This window comes from Burkholderia sp. AU4i, assembly GCF_000466765.1.
Taxonomy (GTDB): Bacteria; Pseudomonadota; Gammaproteobacteria; order Burkholderiales; family Burkholderiaceae; genus Burkholderia; species Burkholderia cepacia.
Window position 1 is genome coordinate 18,128 of record NZ_ASSI01000173.1, and the last position, 18,419, is coordinate 36,546.

The following is an 18,419-nucleotide window of genomic DNA, read 5'->3' on the forward strand; positions in this document are numbered from 1 at the left end:
CGCCGGCACGCACTGCGTGCCGGCGGCGGGGCGGGGTGGCCGAGTACGGCTGGGTACGGCCGTCGGGCCGTCAGGCCATCCGGCTCTTCGCGAGCGGCGGATTCGCGGCGAAATAACGCTTGATGCCGCGGAAGATCGCGTCGGCCATCTGGTCGCGATAGCTGTCGTCGTTCAGCCGGCTCTCCTCTTCCGGGTTGCTGATGAACGCGGTCTCGACGAGGATCGACGGAATGTCGGGGGCCTTCAGCACCGCGAACCCGGCCTGTTCGACCGAGCCCTTGTGCAGCTTGTTGATGCCGCCGACTTCCTTCAGCACGTAGTTGCCGTAGCGCAGCGAGTCGCGGATCTGCGCGGTCGTCGACATGTCGAACAGCGCGCGGTTCACCGCCGCATCCGCCGTCTTGATGTTGATGCCGCCGATCAGGTCGGACGAATTTTCCTTGTTCGCCATCCAGCGCGCCGCGGCGCTCGTCGCGCCGTGATCGGACAACGCGAACACCGACGAGCCGCGCGCGGACGGCGTCGTGAATGCGTCCGCATGGATCGACACGAAGAGATCCGCGCCCACGCGGCGCGCCTTCTGCACGCGCACGTTCAGCGGCACGAAGAAGTCGGCGTCGCGCGTCATCATCGCGCGCATGTTCGGCGCGGCGTCGATCTTCGCGCGCAGCTTCTTCGCGATGTCGAGCGCGATGTGCTTCTCGTACGTGCCGCCGCCGCCGATCGCGCCCGGATCCTCGCCGCCGTGGCCCGGATCGATCGCCACCGTCAGCAGGCGCACGGTGCCGCCCTTGCCGGATTTCGGTGCGGTGAACTTGTAGGTGTCGCCGTCGTCGTCGCTGTCGTCGCGGCGCGCGATGACCGGCGGCGGCTTGACGGCCGGCTTCGCGGGCGTCGAGGGCGTGCCGGCGGCGGGCGGCGTGTGCGGCGTGGCCGGCGTGTTCTGCGCGAAGCGCTGGAAGAACGCATCGCTGTTGTCGCCCGCGGCGGGCGGCGGGGTGCCCGGGCCGGCCAGCGTGGACGGCGGTTGCATCTGCTGCGCGCGCGCGGTGTCGTTGAGCGCCTGTTCCTTGCGTTCCGTCTGCGCGATCAGGTCGGACAGCGGATCGGGCGCGACGGCCGGATACAGGTCGAACACGAGCCGGTACTTGTACGCGCCGACCGGCGGCAGCGTGAACACCTGCGGCTTCACCGAACCTTTCAGGTCGAACACCATCCGCACGACGTGCGGCTGATACTGGCCGACGCGCACCGACTGGATCTGCGGATCGTTCGGCGCGATCTTCGACACGAGATCGCGCAGCGCCTGGTCGAGATCGAGGCCGCTCAGGTCGACGACGAGGCGGTCGGGACCCTGCAGCAGCTGTTGGGTATTCTGCAGCGGCTGGTCGGATTCGATCGTGACGCGCGTGTAATCGCGTGCGGGCCACACGCGCACGCCGAGCACCGACGACGCGTGCGCGAGCCGCGGCGCGACGAGACCGAGCACCAGCGTCGACGCGCCCGCGCGCAGGATCTGGCGACGCCGCCAGTTGTGCGTCGCGGTGGCCGCCGATTCGATCGAGCGGAACGGTTTGATCAACATCTTTCGAGACATGCCTTTCCTGAAGCGCTGTACGCCCGGACGATGAGGACGCGGCCGTCGCCATCCACGTCGAGCGAGAAAACCAGATCGGGTACGCCGAGCAGCGTGCCCGCCTGTTGTGGCCATTCGACGAGGCAGATCGCGCTGGAATTGAAATATTCGCGAAAGCCTGCGTCGGACCATTCGGCCGGATCGTTGAAACGATACAGATCGAAGTGATAGACCTCGAGTTCCCCATCCTCGCGTTCGAGTGCGTACGGCTCGACGAGCGTATAGGTCGGGCTGCGCACGCGCCCCGTGTGGCCGAGGCCGCGCAGGATGGCGCGCACGAGGGACGTCTTGCCCGCGCCGAGGTCGCCGACCAGCTGGATCTGCAGCCCGTCGAACGCATGCGCGCGGGCGAGTTCGGTGCGCGCCGCGTCGAGCGCGTGCGCGAAGCGGGTGCCGAAGGCCTCGGTCGCCGCTTCGTCGGCGAGCGCGATCACGCGCTCCGCGAGCAGGGCGGGCAGCATGGCGTCGTGAGGCGGTTGGCTGGGCGTGGCTGGCATTCTCGTAAAATAGTGCGATGAACCGATTACCGGAACTCGCCGCATCCGACAGGCCTTCGACTCGTGCCGAAGGCGCGGCACCGTGCGCGCTCGACGATGCGGCGTTGACTGCGCTCGCCGCGCGCATCAGGGCGTGGGGGCGCGAATTGGGTTTCGGGGCGATCGGCATCAGCGATACCGATCTCTCGGATGCCGAAGCAGGCCTCGCCGCCTGGCTGGAAGCCGGATACCACGGCGAAATGGATTATATGGCGAAACATGGGATGAAACGCGCGCGCCCGGCCGAACTTGTGGCCGGTACGCGACGCGTGATCTCCGCGCGGCTCGCCTATCTGCCGGCTCAAACACTCGTTGACGATGCGCCCGGCGCACTCGTGCCGCACGACTGGCGCGTGCGCGAACGGGCCCGGCTCGACGATCCGCAGGCGGCCGTCGTGTCGATCTATGCGCGCGGCCGCGACTATCACAAGGTGCTGCGCAACCGACTGCAGACGCTCGCCGAGCGCATCGAGCGTGAGATCGGCGCGTTCGGCTACCGCGTGTTCACCGATTCGGCGCCCGTGCTCGAGGTCGAGCTTGCGCAGAAGGCCGGCGTCGGCTGGCGCGGCAAGCACACGCTGCTGCTGCAGCGCGATGCGGGTTCGCTGTTCTTCCTCGGCGAGATCTACGTCGACGTTCCGCTGCCGACCGACGCGCACACGTCGCCCGACACCGCGCCCGAGACGCCCGGTGCCCACTGCGGCAGTTGCACGCGCTGCATCGACGCATGCCCGACCGGCGCGATCGTCGAGCCGTACCGCGTCGACGCGCGCCGCTGCATCTCGTACCTGACGATCGAACTGAAAGGCAGCATCCCCGAGCCGCTGCGGCCGATGATCGGCAATCGCGTGTACGGCTGCGACGATTGCCAGCTCGTGTGCCCGTGGAACAAGTTCGCGCAGGCCGCGCCCGTCGCCGATTTCGACGTGCGGCACGGCCTCGACCGCGCGACGCTCGTCGAGCTGTTCGCGTGGGATGCGGACACGTTCGATACGCGGATGCAGGGCAGTGCGATCCGGCGCATCGGCTACGAAAGCTGGCTGCGCAATCTCGCGGTCGGCCTCGGCAACGCGCTGCGCGCGGGTGAGGACCGGCTCGCGCCGCAGGCGCGCGAGGCGATCGTCGACGCGTTGCGCGCGCGGGCCGACGATCCGTCGCCGGTCGTGCGCGAGCATGTCGAATGGGCACTGCGTGCCGCGTGAAGGCGGCGTAAAGTGTCGTCGGCGCGCGGTGCTGCCGCGCGCATCCATCGGTCAGGAGAGGGCCATGTTCAATGCAGTCATCGACGCACCGTTCGGCAAGGTCGGCATCCGCACGGATGCCGCGGTGGTGCGCGAGATCGTCTATCTGCCCGAATCGGTGAAGCCGGTCGATCCGGATACGCCGCTCGCGAAGCGCGCGGTCAAGCAGATCGAACGTTACTTCGCGCGCGCGTCGGCGCGCTTCGACCTGCCGCTCGCCGAGGTCGGCAGCGCGTTCCAGCACCGCGTGTGGGACGTGATCAGCGATATCCCGCCCGGCACGGTGCTGACCTACGGCCAGGTCGCGAAGCGGATCGGCAGCGCGCCGCGCGCGGTCGGCCAGGCGTGCGGCGCGAACTACTTCCCGCTCGTGATCCCGTGCCATCGCGTCGTCGCGGCGGGCGGCCTCGGCGGTTTCGCGAACCACGACGACAACGGGTATTACCAGAAAGTGAAGCGCTGGCTGCTGGCGCACGAGGGCGTGCCGTACTGATGAGTGAATCGCTGATTTCCCCCGAAGCCGACGGCGATGCCGCCGCGGCATCCCCCGCGCTGCTCGCGAGCCGCGCATCGATCGACGTGTTTTGCGATGCGCTGTGGCTCGAGCACGGGCTCGCACGCAACACGCTCGATGCTTACCGGCGCGATCTGGTGCTGTTTTCCCAATGGCTGGCCGCGACCCACGACACGTCGCTCGATTCGGTCGACGAGGCGATGGTGACGGGCTACATCGCCGCGCGCAGCGACGGCAAGGCGACGTCGTCGAACCGGCGGTTGTCCGTGTTCCGGCGCTATTACGGCTGGGCCGTGCGCGAGCATCGCGCGAGCGCCGACCCGACGCTGCGGATCTCGTCCGCGAAACAGGCGGCCCGGTTCCCGTCGACGTTGTCGGAGGCGCAGGTCGAGGCGCTGCTCGGCGCGCCCGATATCGGCACGCCGCTCGGCCTGCGCGATCGCACGATGCTCGAGCTGATGTATGCGAGCGGATTGCGCGTGAGCGAACTCGTGACGCTGAAGACCGTCGAGGTCGGGCTCAACGAGGGCGTCGTGCGTGTGATGGGCAAGGGTTCGAAGGAGCGGCTCGTGCCGTTCGGCGAAGTCGCGCACGGCTGGATCGAGCGCTATCTGCGCGATGCGCGGCCGGCACTGCTCGGCGCGCGCGCGGCCGACGCGCTGTTCGTGACCGCACGCGGCGACGGGATGACGCGCCAGCAGTTCTGGAACATCATCAAGCGTCACGCGCTGCACGCGGACGTGCGCGCCCACCTGTCGCCGCACACGCTGCGGCACGCGTTCGCGACGCACCTGCTGAACCATGGCGCCGACCTGCGCGTCGTGCAACTGCTGCTCGGTCACAGCGACATCTCGACCACGCAGATCTATACCCACGTCGCGCGCGAGCGGTTGAAGACGCTGCACGCGCAACACCATCCGCGCGGTTAGCGCACGTTTCGCTGCGCAGGCTCCGGTGCGCGCACCGGCCCGCCTGCTTCAGACCAGCTCGCGCAGCTTGTGCTTCAGCACCTTGCCCGTCGATGCGGCCGGCAGCGCGTCGAGGACGCGGATATGCGCGGGGCGCTTGTAAGGCGCGAGCCGCTCCGCACACCATGCGTGCAGCGCCGCTTCGTCGGCGGTCGCGCCGGGCACCCGTTCGACGAACGCGAGCACTTCCTCGTTGCCTTCGACCGCACGGCCGATGACGGCCGCCTGCACGACGTCAGGGTGCGCGTTCAGCACCTGCTCGACTTCGACCGGATAGACGTTGAAGCCCGAACGGATGATCAGTTCCTTGCTGCGACCCGCGATCGTCACAGCGCCGTCCGCTTCCTGCCGTGCGAGATCGCCGGTGCTCAGCCAGCCGTCCGGCGACACGGCCGCGCGGGTGGCGTCCGCGTTGCGGTAGTAGCCGAGCATCACGTTCGGCCCGCGTACGCGAATCTCGCCGACTTCACCGGGCGCCACGTCGGTGCCGTCCGGTGCGACGATCCGCATCTCCACACCGGGAATCGGCACGCCGACCGAGCTGTCGGTGCGCGGCGCGTCGAGCGGTGTCTGCGTGATCGTCGGGCTGCTTTCGGTCATTCCGTAGCCGTTGTGCAGCGGCACGCCATACAGGCGTTCGACGCGTGCCTTCAGGTTCGTGTCGAGCGGCGAGCCGCCCGAATACGCGAAGCGCAGGCGCGGTGCGTGCCATGCGTGGCCGTGCGTGTGCAGGTGTTCGAGCAGCTTCGCGTGCATCGCGGGCACGCCCTGGAAGATCGTGACGCCTTCGTCGGCGAGCGCGACGCGCACGGCTTCCGGCGAGAAGCGCGGCGCAAGCCGCAGCGTCGCGCCCGCGTACAGGCTGCCGAGGCAGACCGACGCGAGCCCGTACACGTGCGACACGGGCAGCACCGTGTAGACGACGTCGTCGGGCGACACGCGGCGCAGCGCGCTCGACGTCGCCGCGATGAACAGCAGGTTGCGATGCGACAGCATCACGCCTTTCGGCGTGCCGGTCGTGCCGGTCGTGTAGATCAGTGCCGCGCATTGCGCGGCGCCGTCGGCGGCAACCGGCTCGCCCGGCGCGCTGGCGTCGACGCGATACGACCATGCGCCGATGTCGACCGGCAGTGCGCCGGCAGGTGTCGCGCCGTGCCGCGCGGCATGCGTGCGCGCGTCGGGCGATACGTCGGTGGTGAACGCGATCAGCTTCGGGCGCGCGTGCGCGGCGATCGCGTCGAGTTCGCCGGCCGACAATCGCGCGTTCGACACGAGCGCCCACGCGTCGAGGCGGGCGACCGCGAACAGCAGCACGATCTGCGCGACGCAGTTTTCGGCGACGATCATCACGCGGTCGCCGCCTTGCACGCCGAGGCCGGCGAGCAGTGCGGCCGCCGCATCGACGGCTTGCGACAGATCGCCGTACGACAGCCGGCGTGCGTCCTCGATCAGCGCCGGATGCCCGGGTGCCTGCGCGGCCCGGCGTGCGGGCACGTCGGCGATGCGGCGCGGCAGCGCGGCGAGCAGTGCATCGACGTCGAGCGGCTCGGAAGAACGGAGGGGCGAGGACATGGCGTCTCCAGAAAAGGGGCGGGCGGCGGCCGACGAGGTTGGCGAACGATCGTGCCACGACGGCGCGTGCGCCACAATCGGCCATTCGGGCAATAGCGCTTCGCGATGTCCGCAATGATGATGGACGGAATCGCTGCGGCGGCGCAGCAGGCCGCCCGGCGGAAAACGGGCCGCGAGTATACCGCCGGCGCGGGTGTGAGGGCTCAAGGGCTCAAGGGCTCAAGGGCTCAAGGGCTCAAGGGCTCAAGGGCTCAAGGGCGCGATTGCGCGCCAGCCGGTCGTTCACCATTAAAATGCCGCCATGAGCAAATCCAGACACGTGTCCGAAACCCCTGCCACCCAGCTGTTGCGCCGCCACGGCGTGGCGTTCGGCGAGCATCCGTACGACTACGTCGAGCACGGCGGCACCGGCGAATCGGCGCGCCAGCTCGGCGTCGACGAGCACAGCGTCGTGAAGACGCTCGTGATGGAAGACGAGCATGCGAAGCCGCTGATCGTGCTGATGCACGGCGACCGCACGGTATCGACGAAGAACCTCGCACGGCAGATCGGCGCGAAGCGCGTCGAACCGTGCAAGCCCGAGGTCGCGAACCGCCATTCGGGCTATCTCGTCGGCGGCACGTCGCCGTTCGGCACGCGCAAGACGATGCCCGTCTACGTCGAGGAGACGATCCTCGAACTGCCGACGATCTACCTGAACGGCGGCCGCCGCGGCTACCTCGTCAGTCTCGCGCCGGCCGTGCTCACGTCGCTGCTCGGCGCGCAGCCCGTACAGTGCGCCAGTGTCGACTGAGGGTTTCACCTTCGTGGCACGCCGCGCCCGTTCGGTAGAATGGGCGCCGTTTCGGCTTGCGGGCTTGCCGCGCAGCCGTCCCTTTACCGATACGTTGAAAGAAGAGTCCACCGCATGCAGATCCTGCTCGCCGCCCTCGTTGCCTACCTGATCGGTTCGGTGTCGTTCGCCGTCGTCGTCAGCGGCGCGATGGGCCTGGCCGACCCGCGTTCGTACGGGTCGAAGAATCCCGGCGCGACCAACGTGCTGCGCAGCGGCAACAAGAAGGCCGCGATCCTGACGCTCGTCGGCGATGCGTTCAAGGGCTGGATTGCCGTCTGGCTCGCCCGCCACTTCGGCCTGCCCGACGTCGCGGTCGCATGGGTCGCGATCGCCGTGTTCCTCGGTCACCTGTATCCGGTGTTCTTCCGCTTCCAGGGCGGCAAGGGCGTCGCGACCGCGGCTGGCGTGCTGCTCGCCGTGCACCCGGTGCTCGGACTCGCGACCGCGCTCACCTGGCTGATCGTCGCGTTCTTCTTCCGCTATTCGTCGCTCGCGGCGCTGGTGGCGGCCGTGTTCGCGCCGGTGTTCGACGTGTTCCTGTTCGGCACGCGCCACAACCCGGTCGCATGGGCCGTGCTCGCGATGAGCGTGCTGCTCGTGTGGCGTCACCGCGGCAACATTTCGAAGTTGCTGGCGGGGCAGGAGAGCCGGATCGGTGACAAGAAGAAGGCGGCCGCGGACGGCGGCGCGCAGGACGGCGGCAAGGCCTGAGAAAGCGGCGCTTGCCGCACGCCGGGCGCGCCGCGTGTGCGGGGCCCGGCAGGATGACGTGACGGATCGTCGGGCGATCAGTCGCGGAAGTTGTTGAAGTCGAGCGGCGTGTCGGTCACGTCCTTGCGCAGCATCGCGATCGTGCTCTGCAGGTCGTCGCGCTTCGTGCCCGACACGCGCACCGCGTCGCCCTGGATGCTCGCCTGCACCTTGATCTTGCTGTCCTTCACGAGCCGCACGATCTTCTTCGCGAGATCGCCGGTCACGCCCTTCTTCACGGTGACGATCTGCTTGACCTTGTCGCCGCCGATCTTCTCGACCTTGCCGTAGTCGAGGAAGCGCACGTCGACGTTGCGCTTGGCCAGCTTGCCGATCAGCACGTCCTTGACCTGGCCGAGTTTGAAATCGTCATCGGCGAACAGCGTCAGCTCGCGCTCCTTCTGCTCGACGCGTGCGTCGGAGCCCTTGAAGTCGAAGCGCGTCGAAATTTCCTTGTTCGACTGCTCGATGGCGTTCTTCACTTCGATCATGTTCGCTTCGGAAACGACGTCGAACGATGGCATGGCATTCCTCCCTTGAGATGCGGATGCCCGGCTCGCGCGCGGGCACTCGCTATAATTGCGGACTGTTTGCCATTTTACCGATGCCCCTCCGTTTGCCCAAGGCCGGCCATGCGCCGACCGGGCGGACGTGACCGCGAATGCCGATGCCTCCTGACGATTCCGCCCTGTCGCTGCTTCCCGACCATCCGCTCGCCGCGCACAACACGTTCGGCATTGCCGCGACCGCGCGCCTTGCCGCGCGCGTCACGCATGCGTCGCAATTCGAGGCGCTCCATCGCGACCCGCGCGTCGCGAACCTGCCGCGGCTCGTGCTCGGCGGTGGCAGCAACGTCGTGTTCACGCGCGATTTCGACGGTATCGTGCTGCTCGACGAAATCAAGGGCCGCCGCGTCGTGCGCGAGGACGACGATGCGTGGTACGTCGAGGCCGGCGGCGGCGAGAACTGGCACGCATTCGTCGCATGGACGCTCGAGCACGGGATGCCCGGCCTCGAGAACCTCGCGCTGATTCCGGGTACGGTCGGTGCCGCGCCGATCCAGAACATCGGCGCATACGGTCTCGAGATGAAGGTGTATTTCGACTCGCTGGTCGCGGTCGAGCTGGCGACCGGGCGCAGCGAGCGCTTCGACGCCGCGCGCTGCGCGTTCGGCTATCGCGACAGTTTCTTCAAGCGGGAAGGGGCTGGCCGGTTCGCGATCGTGTCGGTGACGTTCCGGCTGCCGAAGCAATGGGCGCCGCGGCTCGGCTACGCGGACGTCACGCGCGAACTCGACGCCCGTGGCATCGCACCCGATGCGGCCGCGCCGCGTGATGTGTTCGACGCCGTCGTCGCGATCCGCCGCGCGAAGCTGCCCGATCCGCTCGTCCTCGGCAACGCGGGCAGTTTCTTCAAGAATCCGGTGATCGATGCGGCGCAATTCGATGCGCTGCGCGCCCGCACGCCCGAGATCGTGTCGTATCCGCAGCCGGATGGCCAGGTCAAGCTCGCGGCCGGCTGGCTGATCGACCGCTGCGGCTGGAAGGGGCGCGTGCTGGGTGCGGCGGCCGTGCACGACCGCCAGGCGCTCGTGCTCGTCAATCGCGGCGGCGCGACGGGCGCCGACGTGCTCGCGCTGGCGCGGGCGATCCAGGCCGACGTGCGCGCGCATTTCGGCGTCGAGCTCGAGCCCGAACCCGTCTGCCTGTAAGCGGGGTTTCGCACCGCTTTTCGCGGGCCACAACAAAAAGCGCCGATCGACGATCGGCGCTTTTTACATGGGTTGCCGGGTGCCGGCGCGTCAGTGCTTGAGGCGGCCGAGCAGCAGGAACTCCATCAGTGCCTTCTGCACGTGCAGGCGGTTTTCCGCTTCATCCCATACGACGCTCTGCGGGCCGTCGATCACGCCGGCCGTCACTTCCTCGCCGCGGTGCGCGGGCAGGCAGTGCATGAAGAGGGCGTCCGGGTTCGCGTGGCCCATCATCTCCTCGTCGACGCACCAGTCGGCGAATGCCTGCTTGCGGGCCTCGTTCTCGGCCTCGAAGCCCATGCTCGTCCACACGTCGGTGGTGACGAGATCGGCGCCCTTGCACGCTTCGTTCGGATCGTCGAACACTTCGTAGAACGGCGCGCTGTCGGGCGACACGAGCTTCATGTCGAGCGCGTAGCCGGGCGGCGTGGACAGGCGCAGCTTGAAGCCGAGGATCTGCGCGGCTTCGATCCACGTGTAGAGCATGTTGTTCGCGTCGCCGACCCACGCGACGGTCTTGCCGGCGATCGGGCCGCGGTGCTCGTAGTACGTGAAGATGTCGGCGAGTACCTGGCACGGGTGGTATTCGTTCGTCAGGCCGTTGATCACCGGCACGCGGGAGTTGTCCGCGAAGCGCTGGATGATCTCCTGCTCGAACGTGCGGATCATGATGATGTCGACCATCCGCGAGATCACCTGCGCGGAATCCTCGACGGGTTCGCCGCGACCGAGCTGCGTGTCGCGCGTGCTCATGAAGACGGCGTGGCCGCCGAGCTGGAAGATCCCGGCTTCGAACGACAGGCGCGTGCGCGTCGAGTTCTTCTCGAAGATCATCGCGAGCGTGCGGTCGTGCAGCGGGTGATAGGTCTCGTAGTTCTTGAACTTGCGCTTCAGGATACCCGTGCGTTCGAGCACGTACTCGTAGTCTTCCAGCGAGAAATCCTTGAACTGCAGGTAGTGACGAATGGTTTTGGCGGTCATGAAGCGAAATGCGGCGGGTTGCACCCGGCAGCAAGGCCGGACGGCGCCGCCGTCGGGTGTGGATAACTCAAAGCAGCATAAAGGATTTTCTGTGCTTTGACGAGCCGGGGAGAGAAGCGGGGCGCGATCGCCGTGCACTGCGGGCGGCGCAGGAGGAGGGGTGTCGGGACGACGCGCGATGGCGCGCTGCGGTATAATCCAAAAGTTTTCTCCAGCCCGGCAGGCAAGCCTCTTCGCGCTCTGCCGGACACAAGCCGTGCGCTGCACAAATCCGGTGCAGTCCGCCGGCGGCGCACGTCGACGTCTCGTTTTCGGGATATCGGAATGCTTGTGCCGCCGTCCGTTTCAGCTTTGTGTTCGCGTATCCAGGCGCCGTTGCCTGGACATCGCCGGGCCGTCACTTGGGTAACCACATGGCTGAAACCCCTCCGACCGAATTCTTCATCCAGGGCATCACGAAAGACGGGAAAAAGTTTCGCCCGAGCGACTGGTCGGAACGTCTGGCCGGTGTGATGGCCTGCTTCGGGCCGGGGGCGAGCGGGCCGAACGCGCGCCTCAAGTATTCGCTCTACGTGCGTCCGACGATGCTCGGCGACCTCAAATGTGTGATCCTCGATTCCCGGCTGCGCGACGTCGAGCCGATGGCGTTCGATTTCGTGCTGAATTTCGCGAAGGACAACAATCTCGTCGTCACCGAGGCGTGCGAACTGCCGGACTACGACGCGAAGAAGTGATGCCGGCACGGGCGAGGGCGCATGCGGCGCCCACCCTGGCGCCCACCTTGGCACATGTCGCCGGCCCGCAGGATGTGCGCCGGCGACAGGCGACAAAAAAGCCCGCCTAGGCGGGCTTTTTTGCGATCGCAGGAAACAGGAACGCCCGCGTGAGCGGGCGCACCGGAGTTACGCTGCTGCCTGCAGACCCTTGACGGCCGCGGCGAGGCGGCTCTTGCTGCGAGCGGCCTTGTTCTTGTGAACGATCTTCTTGTCGGCGATCGTGTCGATCGTCTTCACGGCAGCCTTGAACAGCTCGGCAGCCTTTGCCTGGTCGCCGGCTTCAACAGCCTTGCGAACCGACTTGATCGCGGTACGGAATTTCGAGCGCAGCGCCGAGTTGTGCGAGTTTGCCTTCGCGGCCTGGCGGGCGCGCTTGCGTGCTTGTGCGGAGTTAGCCATGACGGTTCCTTATCCTGTCCTGTTTCCAGAGCTTGGAGCCTGACGGCCAAGCGCTGCTTTTTGATCCGTCCCCTGAGAACGATTGCCCAGGGGCGCATAAAAAAACGGTGATTTTAACCGAGGCCGGGACATGAAAACGGCAGTTGCCGTGCATGTACGAGCCCAGAAACCGGCGATTATAGCAACAAAATCAAGCGAGTGGCAAGTTGAACGTGACAACCGTCGGGCGGGGCATCGGTGGCGTGCGCGCTTTTCGGCATCGGCCGCTGGCCGGGCCACGCAACGTCCGTATAATAAGCGCCCCATGAATCTATTCCGAGCCCTGCTGACGGTCAGCGGCTTCACGCTGCTGTCGCGCGTGACCGGACTGGCCCGCGAGACGCTGATCGCCCGTGCGTTCGGCGCCAGTCAATACACCGACGCGTTCTACGTCGCCTTCCGTATCCCGAACCTGCTGCGCCGCCTGTCCGCCGAAGGCGCGTTCTCGCAGGCGTTCGTGCCGATCCTCGCCGAGTTCAAGAACCAGCAGGGGCACGATGCGACGAAAGCGCTCGTCGACGCGATGTCGACGGTGCTGGCGTGGGCGCTTGCCGTGCTGTCGGTCTTCGGGATCGCCGGTGCATCGTGGGTCGTATTCGCGGTCGCATCCGGCCTGCACACCGACGGGCAGGCGTTCCCGCTCGCGGTCACGATGACGCGGATCATGTTCCCGTACATCGTGTTCATCTCGCTGACGACGCTCGCATCCGGCGTGCTGAACACGTACAAGAGCTTCTCGCTGCCCGCGTTCGCGCCGGTGCTGCTCAACGTCGCGTTCATCGCCGCGGCCGTGTTCGTCGCGCCGCACCTGAAGGTGCCGGTGTTCGCGCTTGCATGGGCCGTCATCGTCGGCGGCGTGCTGCAGTTCCTCGTGCAGCTGCCGGGCCTGAAGAAGATCGACATGGTGCCGCTGATCGGCCTCAACCCGCTGCGCGCGCTGCGCCACCCGGGCGTGAAGCGCGTGCTCGCGAAGATGGTGCCCGCGACGTTCGCGGTGTCGGTCGCGCAACTGTCGCTGATCATCAACACCAACATCGCGTCGCGGCTCGGGCAGGGCGCCGTGTCGTGGATCAACTACGCCGACCGCCTGATGGAATTCCCGACGGCGCTGCTCGGCGTCGCGCTCGGCACGATCCTGCTGCCGAGCCTGTCGAAGGCTCACGTCGACGCCGATTCGCACGAGTATTCGGCGCTGCTCGACTGGGGGCTGCGCGTCACGTTCCTGCTCGCGGCACCGAGCGCGCTCGCGCTGTTCTTCTTCGCGACGCCGCTCACGGCGACCCTCTTCAACTACGGCAAGTTCGACGCGCATACCGTCACGATGGTCGCGCGCGCGCTCGCGACCTACGGGATCGGCCTCGTCGGCATCATCCTGATCAAGATCCTCGCGCCGGGCTTCTATGCGAAGCAGGACATCAAGACGCCCGTCAAGATCGCGATCGGCGTGCTGATCGTCACGCAGATCTCGAACTACGTGTTCGTGCCGCTGATCGGCCACGCGGGCCTGACGCTGAGCATCGGCGTCGGCGCGTGCCTGAATTCGCTGCTGCTGTTCCTCGGGCTGCGCAAGCGCGGCATCTACCAGCCGTCGCCGGGCTGGCTGCGCTTCTTCGTGCAGCTGATCGGCGCGGCGCTCGTGCTCGCGGGCCTGATGCACTGGCTGTCGATCAGCTTCGACTGGACCGGGATGCGCACGCAGCCGCTCGATCGCATCGCGCTGATGGCCGCGTGCCTCGTGCTGTTCGCTGCACTATATTTCGGTATGTTGTGGGTGATGGGCTTCAAATACGCTTATTTCAGAAGGCGCGCCAAGTGACGACCGCAATGACCCGCGTCCTCGACTACTTCAGCACGCTCGTGGCAGACGACGACAGCCTGCCCGTCACGGAAGCGGCGCTGTCGCTGGCACAGGACGCCTATCCCGACCTCGACCTGCAGGGCACGCTGGCCGAACTCGACATGCTGGCGGCGCGGCTGCGCCGGCGGCTCGCCGACGACACGGACCTGAAGGGCCGCGTCGCCGCGCTGAACGACTTCTTCTTCCGCGAGCTCGGCTTCGCGTGCAATCACAACGATTACTACGACCCCGATAACAGCCACCTGAACGCCGTGCTGAAGCGGCGGCGCGGGATTCCGATCTCGCTGTCGGTGCTGTACCTGGAGCTCGCCGAGCAGATCGGCGTGCCGGCGCGCGGCGTATCGTTCCCCGGCCATTTCCTGCTGCGCGTCACGCTGCCGGACGGCGACCTGATCATCGACCCGGCCAACGGCCATTCGCTGTCCGAAGCCGAGATGGTCGAGATGCTCGAGCCGTACGTCGCGCGTGCGGCCGGTGCGGTCGACAGCGCGTTGCGCGCACTGCTGCAGCCGGCGACGAGCCGCGAGATCATCGCGCGGATGCTGCGCAACCTGAAGACGATCTATCTTCAGACGGAGCGCTGGCAACGGCTGCTCGCGGTGCAGCAGCGGCTCGTGATCCTGCTGCCCGAGCATCTCGACGAAGTCCGCGACCGCGGTTTCGCGTATGCGCGGCTCGACTACCTGCGCCCCGCACTCGAGGATCTCGAGCAGTATCTCGGCGAGCGGCCGGACGCGGACGACGCGACCGTCGTCGAATCGCAAGTGACCGAGTTGCGGCAGCGGATGCAGCGCGACGGCGAGGACTGAGCCGCCGCCGTGCTGCCTGCCGGAACCGTGAATGACACAACGCCCGCGATGCGGGCGTTTTTTTGCGTGCTTATTTCGGCTGCATCCGGATCGCGCCGTCGAGGCGGATCACTTCGCCGTTGAGCATCGGATTCTCGACGATCTGGCGCACCAGCAGCGCGTATTCGGCCGGTTTGCCGAGCCGCGGCGGGAACGGCACCATCGCGCCGAGCGCGTCCTGGACGTCCTGCGGCATGCCGAGCAGCATCGGCGTCTCGAACAGGCCGGGCGCGATCGTCATCACGCGGATGCCGTTGCGCGACAGGTCGCGCGCGATCGGCAGCGTCATGCCCGCGACGCCCGCTTTCGACGCCGCGTACGCGGCCTGGCCGATCTGCCCGTCGAATGCGGCGACCGACGCGGTGCTGACGATCACGCCGCGCTCGCCCTCCGCGGTCGGCGCGGTGGCGGCCATCGCGGCGGCCGCGAGCCGGATCATGTTGAACGTGCCGACGAGGTTCACGTTGATCGTCTTCGCGAACACGTCGAGCGGATGCGCGCCGTCCTTGCCGACGGTCTTCGCGGCGGGCGCGATGCCGGCGCAGTTCACGAGGCCGCGCAGCGTGCCTGCGCGCGTCGCTGCGTCGACGGCCGCCTGCGCGTCGGTCTCGCTCGACACGTCGCAGTGCACGAAGATGCCGCCCAGCTCGGTCGCGAGTGCGGTGCCTGCCGTGTCGTTCAGGTCGGCGAGCACGACCGTGCCGCCTGCTTGCGCGAGCATCCGCGCCGTGCCGGCACCGAGGCCGGATGCGCCGCCCGTGATCAGAAATACGTTGCCGCGAATGTCCATGACTGTCTCCGTGTCGACCGCCCTTGGCGCTTCAGCGCTTAGGGCGGTCCCATGCAAGGCGGTCGACCGCCGTCCGCGCTTCAGCACAAGTTACGCTTCCGGGGGCAATGCGATTGTCTGATTCTTGCCCCGTGATCGGTTGAAATGCCGGCGCACCGGTAACACAGACGCCCGCACCCGCCGATTGTACGGGGCACCCTCACGCGGCGGCGATACCAGAACCGTCGTGCGAATTCCGCCCGGGCAAAAAAAAGCCGCCCGGGGAGGGCGGCTTGCGGGTGCGCGACGCGCTGCTTACTTCAGTGCGTCAAACGCGCGCTCGCGGATTTCCTCGACGGCGCCGAGGCCCGAGATCTTGCGATACTGCGGCGCCTTCAGGCCGTTTTCCTCGCCGCGCTGCGCCCAGTCGCCGTAGTACGTGATCAGCGGCTTGGTCTGCGCTTCGTACACTTCGAGACGCTTCTTGACGGTTTCTTCCTTGTCGTCGTCGCGCTGGATCAGCGGCTCGCCCGTCACGTCGTCATGGCCTTCGACCTTCGGCGGGTTGAACTTGACGTGGTACGTGCGGCCCGATGCCGGGTGCGTGCGGCGGCCGCTCATGCGCTCGATGATTTCCGAGAACGGTACATCGATCTCGAGCACGTAGTCGATCGCGACGCCCGCTTCCTTCATCGCGTCAGCCTGCGCGATCGTGCGCGGGAAGCCGTCGAACAGATAGCCGTTCGCGCAGTCGGCTTCCTTCAGGCGCTCCTTGACGAGGCCGATGATCAGCGCATCCGGAACGAGCTTGCCGGCGTCCATGTAGCCCTTCGCCTCGACGCCGAGCGGCGTGCCGGCCTTCACGGCCGCGCGCAGCATGTCGCCCGTCGAGATTTGCGGGATGCCGAACTTTTCCTTGATGAAGTTTGCCTGGGTGCCCTTTCCCGCGCCGGGCGCGCCCAACAGGATCAAACGCATGGTGATATCTCCAGTATGTAGATTCGTGTGGCGAGACGCAAAAAGCGCCGCGACGGTGGGCGCGGCGCTTGCCTGGCGCGCGGCGGACCGGTCTGATGCGGCGCGTCGGGTTGAGCGACGCGCGGCTGCCGGCAGGGCCGCGGGCGGGGTCAAGCGAGGACGCGCTGGTCGCGGACGGCTCGCACAATCGCCTGATTATGCCACGGGTTATTTTGGTCCCGGCTGAAAAAGGGCCTGCACGCGTGCGAGATCGGTCGGCGTGTCGATGCCGGCTTCGGGCGCGGACTCGGTGATCAGCACCGCGATGCGCTCGCCGTGCCAGAGCGCGCGCAGCTGCTCGAGCTGCTCGGCCTGTTCGATCGGCGCCTGCGCAAGCGTCGGATACGTGCGCAGGAAACGCGCGCGATACGCATAGAGGCCGATGTGCCGATAGACCGGGAAAGCAGGCGCAGGCATGGCTGCGACGTCGGGCCAGTGCGGCTGGTACGCGTCCCGGCTCCATGGAATCGGCGCGCGCGAGAAGTACAGCGCGACGCTCTGCGCGTCGAGCGCGACCTTCACGACGTTCGGGTTGAACACGTCGGCCGAGTCGTGGATCGGGTGGGCGGCCGTCGCAATCGCGCACGCCGGATGCGCGGCGAGGTGCGACGCTACGTCGCGCACGAGTACGGGGTCGATCAGCGGCTCGTCGCCCTGAACGTTGACGACGACCGTGTCGTCGCTCCACCCGAACGTCGCCGCGACTTCCGCGAGACGGTCGGTGCCGGACGGATGGTCGGCGCGCGTCAGCACCGCTTCGAAGCCGTGATCGCGCGCGGCATCGAGCACGCTCTGCGCGTCGGACGCGACGAGCACCTGCTGCGCGCCCGCCTCACGTGCACGCTCGGCGACGCGCACGACCATCGGCTTGCCGCCGAGATCGGCGAGCGGCTTGTTCGGGAGCCGCGTCGACGCGAGCCGGGCGGGAATGACGGCGATGAAGGGTTGCGGGTGAGTCATCGGGGCGGGCGGTGAAGAGAACGGAGCGGGCGGCGCGCCTGGCGCGGATCGCCCGGAGGGTTCGGCGCCCTGGCCGCGGACGGGCCGCGGCTCGGGCTGGAGCGGGGTCGGGCGGCTCAGCGGCCGGCCGGGTCGACCGGCGTGCCTTCGACGGTCTGGCGCGCTTCGTCGACCAGCATCACGGGGATGCCGTCGCGGATCGGGTAGGCGAGCTTGTCCGCGTTGCAGATCAGCTCCTGCGCGGCACGGTCATAGTGGAGCGGGCCTTTGCAGATAGGGCACACAATGATTTCAAGCAGGCGAGCGTCCACGGAGTTTCTCCACAACGAGGGCAATGAGGCGAGGATCGAGCGCGGCTTCGACGGGGACGACCCACAGTCGAGCGTCGCGCCAGGAAGCGCCTAATTTTACTGCATCCTTCTCGGTGATCAGGATCGCGTCGACGGCGTCGTCGACGAACGGATTGTCGGCGAACGCATAGTGATCGGGCAGCGCGCGCGTCGCGGGCGCGAGACCGGCCGCGCGCAGCGTCGCGAAGAAGCGTTCCGGCGCGCCGATGCCGGCCGCGGCGAGGACGCGCTCGTTCGCGAATTGCGACAGCGGGCGGCGCAGCGCCGGCTGGTCGAGGTGCCATGCGGCGCCCGGCGTGAGCGCGAGCGAATAGGTGTCGGGCCACGGCGGCAGCGCGCCGCTGTACGGATCGTTGACGAGCGTCGCATCGCGGTGCCGCGACAGCGGCTCGCGCAACGGCCCGGCCGGCAGCAGGAAACCGTTGCCGCCGAGCCGGTGGTCGAACACGACGAGTTCGACCGTGCGCGCAAGGCGGTAGTGCTGCAAGCCGTCGTCGCTGACGATCACGTCGACGTCCGGATGCGCGGCGCGCAGCGCCTGCGCGGCCGCGACGCGATCCGGGCAGACCCAGACGGGCGCGCCGGTGCGGCGTGCGATCAGGAGCGGCTCGTCGCCGCCC

General features: G+C 67.8%; 20 protein-coding genes. 9 read left to right on the forward strand and 11 right to left on the reverse strand.

Annotation, left to right across the window (positions count from 1 at the left end):
* Positions 1-70 precede the first annotated feature (70 nt).
* The gene (locus L810_RS32980) at positions 71-1,597 is read right to left on the reverse strand and encodes an N-acetylmuramoyl-L-alanine amidase (RefSeq protein WP_042977130.1); all 1,527 of its coding nucleotides are present in this window, start codon (positions 1,595-1,597) and stop codon (positions 71-73) included.
* A complete protein-coding gene (gene tsaE / locus L810_RS32985) occupies positions 1,579-2,133 on the reverse strand; it encodes a tRNA (adenosine(37)-N6)-threonylcarbamoyltransferase complex ATPase subunit type 1 TsaE (protein WP_042977132.1) in 555 nt (184 codons plus the stop codon). Before tsaE ends, L810_RS32980 begins: the two co-directional genes overlap by 19 nt.
* 17 nt (positions 2,134-2,150) lie before the next feature.
* On the opposite strand from tsaE, the gene queG reads away from it, so the two are divergent.
* The 3 genes from queG (at position 2,151) to xerD (ending at position 4,856) form a co-directional block, all read left to right on the forward strand.
* Positions 2,151-3,374 carry a tRNA epoxyqueuosine(34) reductase QueG gene (gene queG, locus L810_RS32990; RefSeq protein ID WP_021162557.1) on the forward strand — a complete coding sequence of 408 codons (1,224 nt, stop codon included), beginning with the start codon at positions 2,151-2,153 and terminating at the stop codon, positions 3,372-3,374.
* Positions 3,375-3,438: 64 nt separating this feature from the next.
* Positions 3,439-3,906: a methylated-DNA--[protein]-cysteine S-methyltransferase gene (locus L810_RS32995; protein ID WP_021162558.1), complete on the forward strand. Its 468-nt coding sequence runs from the start codon at positions 3,439-3,441 to the stop codon at positions 3,904-3,906.
* Positions 3,906-4,856 (forward strand): site-specific tyrosine recombinase XerD, encoded by a 951-nt coding sequence (gene xerD / locus L810_RS33000; protein ID WP_021162559.1) that lies wholly within the window; start codon positions 3,906-3,908, stop codon positions 4,854-4,856. Before L810_RS32995 ends, xerD begins: the two co-directional genes overlap by 1 nt.
* A 48-nt stretch (positions 4,857-4,904) precedes the next feature.
* Here xerD and L810_RS33005 read toward each other — a convergent pair whose 3' ends face one another.
* The gene (locus L810_RS33005) at positions 4,905-6,467 is read right to left on the reverse strand and encodes a class I adenylate-forming enzyme family protein (protein WP_021162560.1); all 1,563 of its coding nucleotides are present in this window, start codon (positions 6,465-6,467) and stop codon (positions 4,905-4,907) included.
* 301 nt (positions 6,468-6,768) lie between these two features.
* Here L810_RS33005 and ybaK point away from each other — a divergent pair, with 301 nt between their 5' ends.
* Both ybaK and plsY read left to right on the forward strand, forming a co-directional pair.
* Positions 6,769-7,260 carry a Cys-tRNA(Pro) deacylase gene (gene ybaK / locus L810_RS33010; protein WP_042977134.1) on the forward strand — a complete coding sequence of 164 codons (492 nt, stop codon included), beginning with the start codon at positions 6,769-6,771 and terminating at the stop codon, positions 7,258-7,260.
* A gap of 114 nt (positions 7,261-7,374) precedes the next feature.
* Positions 7,375-8,013, forward strand: a complete 639-nt coding sequence (plsY, locus tag L810_RS33015; RefSeq protein ID WP_021162563.1) for a glycerol-3-phosphate 1-O-acyltransferase PlsY — start codon at positions 7,375-7,377, stop codon at positions 8,011-8,013.
* Positions 8,014-8,090: 77 nt separating this feature from the next.
* Here plsY and L810_RS33020 read toward each other — a convergent pair whose 3' ends face one another.
* Positions 8,091-8,576, reverse strand: a complete 486-nt coding sequence (locus L810_RS33020) for a YajQ family cyclic di-GMP-binding protein (RefSeq protein WP_021162564.1) — start codon at positions 8,574-8,576, stop codon at positions 8,091-8,093.
* A gap of 137 nt (positions 8,577-8,713) precedes the next feature.
* On the opposite strand from L810_RS33020, the gene murB reads away from it, so the two are divergent.
* On the forward strand, positions 8,714-9,763 hold the full coding sequence (gene murB / locus L810_RS33025) for a UDP-N-acetylmuramate dehydrogenase (RefSeq protein WP_042977136.1): 1,050 nt from the start codon (positions 8,714-8,716) through the stop codon (positions 9,761-9,763).
* A 90-nt stretch (positions 9,764-9,853) separates the two neighbouring features.
* Here murB and argF read toward each other — a convergent pair whose 3' ends face one another.
* Positions 9,854-10,783, reverse strand: a complete 930-nt coding sequence (argF, locus tag L810_RS33030) for an ornithine carbamoyltransferase (RefSeq protein WP_027789281.1) — start codon at positions 10,781-10,783, stop codon at positions 9,854-9,856.
* A gap of 413 nt (positions 10,784-11,196) precedes the next feature.
* Here argF and L810_RS33035 point away from each other — a divergent pair, with 413 nt between their 5' ends.
* Positions 11,197-11,517 carry a DUF3579 domain-containing protein gene (locus L810_RS33035; RefSeq protein WP_021162567.1) on the forward strand — a complete coding sequence of 107 codons (321 nt, stop codon included), beginning with the start codon at positions 11,197-11,199 and terminating at the stop codon, positions 11,515-11,517.
* A gap of 168 nt (positions 11,518-11,685) precedes the next feature.
* Here L810_RS33035 and rpsT read toward each other — a convergent pair whose 3' ends face one another.
* On the reverse strand, positions 11,686-11,958 hold the full coding sequence (gene rpsT, locus L810_RS33040) for a 30S ribosomal protein S20 (protein WP_006482211.1): 273 nt from the start codon (positions 11,956-11,958) through the stop codon (positions 11,686-11,688).
* A 304-nt stretch (positions 11,959-12,262) separates the two neighbouring features.
* Here rpsT and murJ point away from each other — a divergent pair, with 304 nt between their 5' ends.
* Both murJ and L810_RS33050 read left to right on the forward strand, forming a co-directional pair.
* Positions 12,263-13,813 (forward strand): murein biosynthesis integral membrane protein MurJ, encoded by a 1,551-nt coding sequence (gene murJ, locus L810_RS33045; RefSeq protein WP_021162568.1) that lies wholly within the window; start codon positions 12,263-12,265, stop codon positions 13,811-13,813.
* An 8-nt stretch (positions 13,814-13,821) separates the two neighbouring features.
* Complete coding sequence (locus L810_RS33050; protein WP_027789283.1) at positions 13,822-14,664, forward strand: SirB1 family protein; 843 nt, start codon at positions 13,822-13,824, stop codon at positions 14,662-14,664.
* Between the two features lie 70 nt (positions 14,665-14,734).
* Here L810_RS33050 and L810_RS33055 read toward each other — a convergent pair whose 3' ends face one another.
* The 5 genes from L810_RS33055 to lpxK form a co-directional block, all read right to left on the reverse strand.
* Positions 14,735-15,493, reverse strand: coding sequence for a 3-hydroxyacyl-CoA dehydrogenase (locus tag L810_RS33055; RefSeq protein ID WP_021162570.1), 759 nt, complete (start codon positions 15,491-15,493; stop codon positions 14,735-14,737).
* A 294-nt stretch (positions 15,494-15,787) separates the two neighbouring features.
* Complete coding sequence (gene adk, locus L810_RS33060) at positions 15,788-16,450, reverse strand: adenylate kinase (protein ID WP_021162571.1); 663 nt, start codon at positions 16,448-16,450, stop codon at positions 15,788-15,790.
* 207 nt (positions 16,451-16,657) lie between these two features.
* The gene (gene kdsB, locus L810_RS33065; RefSeq protein WP_021162572.1) at positions 16,658-17,449 is read right to left on the reverse strand and encodes a 3-deoxy-manno-octulosonate cytidylyltransferase; all 792 of its coding nucleotides are present in this window, start codon (positions 17,447-17,449) and stop codon (positions 16,658-16,660) included.
* 116 nt (positions 17,450-17,565) lie between these two features.
* Positions 17,566-17,760: a Trm112 family protein gene (locus L810_RS33070; RefSeq protein ID WP_006482216.1), complete on the reverse strand. Its 195-nt coding sequence runs from the start codon at positions 17,758-17,760 to the stop codon at positions 17,566-17,568.
* A partial coding sequence (lpxK, locus tag L810_RS33075) for a tetraacyldisaccharide 4'-kinase (protein ID WP_042977139.1) occupies positions 17,741-18,419 on the reverse strand: 679 nt, incomplete at its 5' end. The genes L810_RS33070 and lpxK, both read right to left, overlap by 20 nt.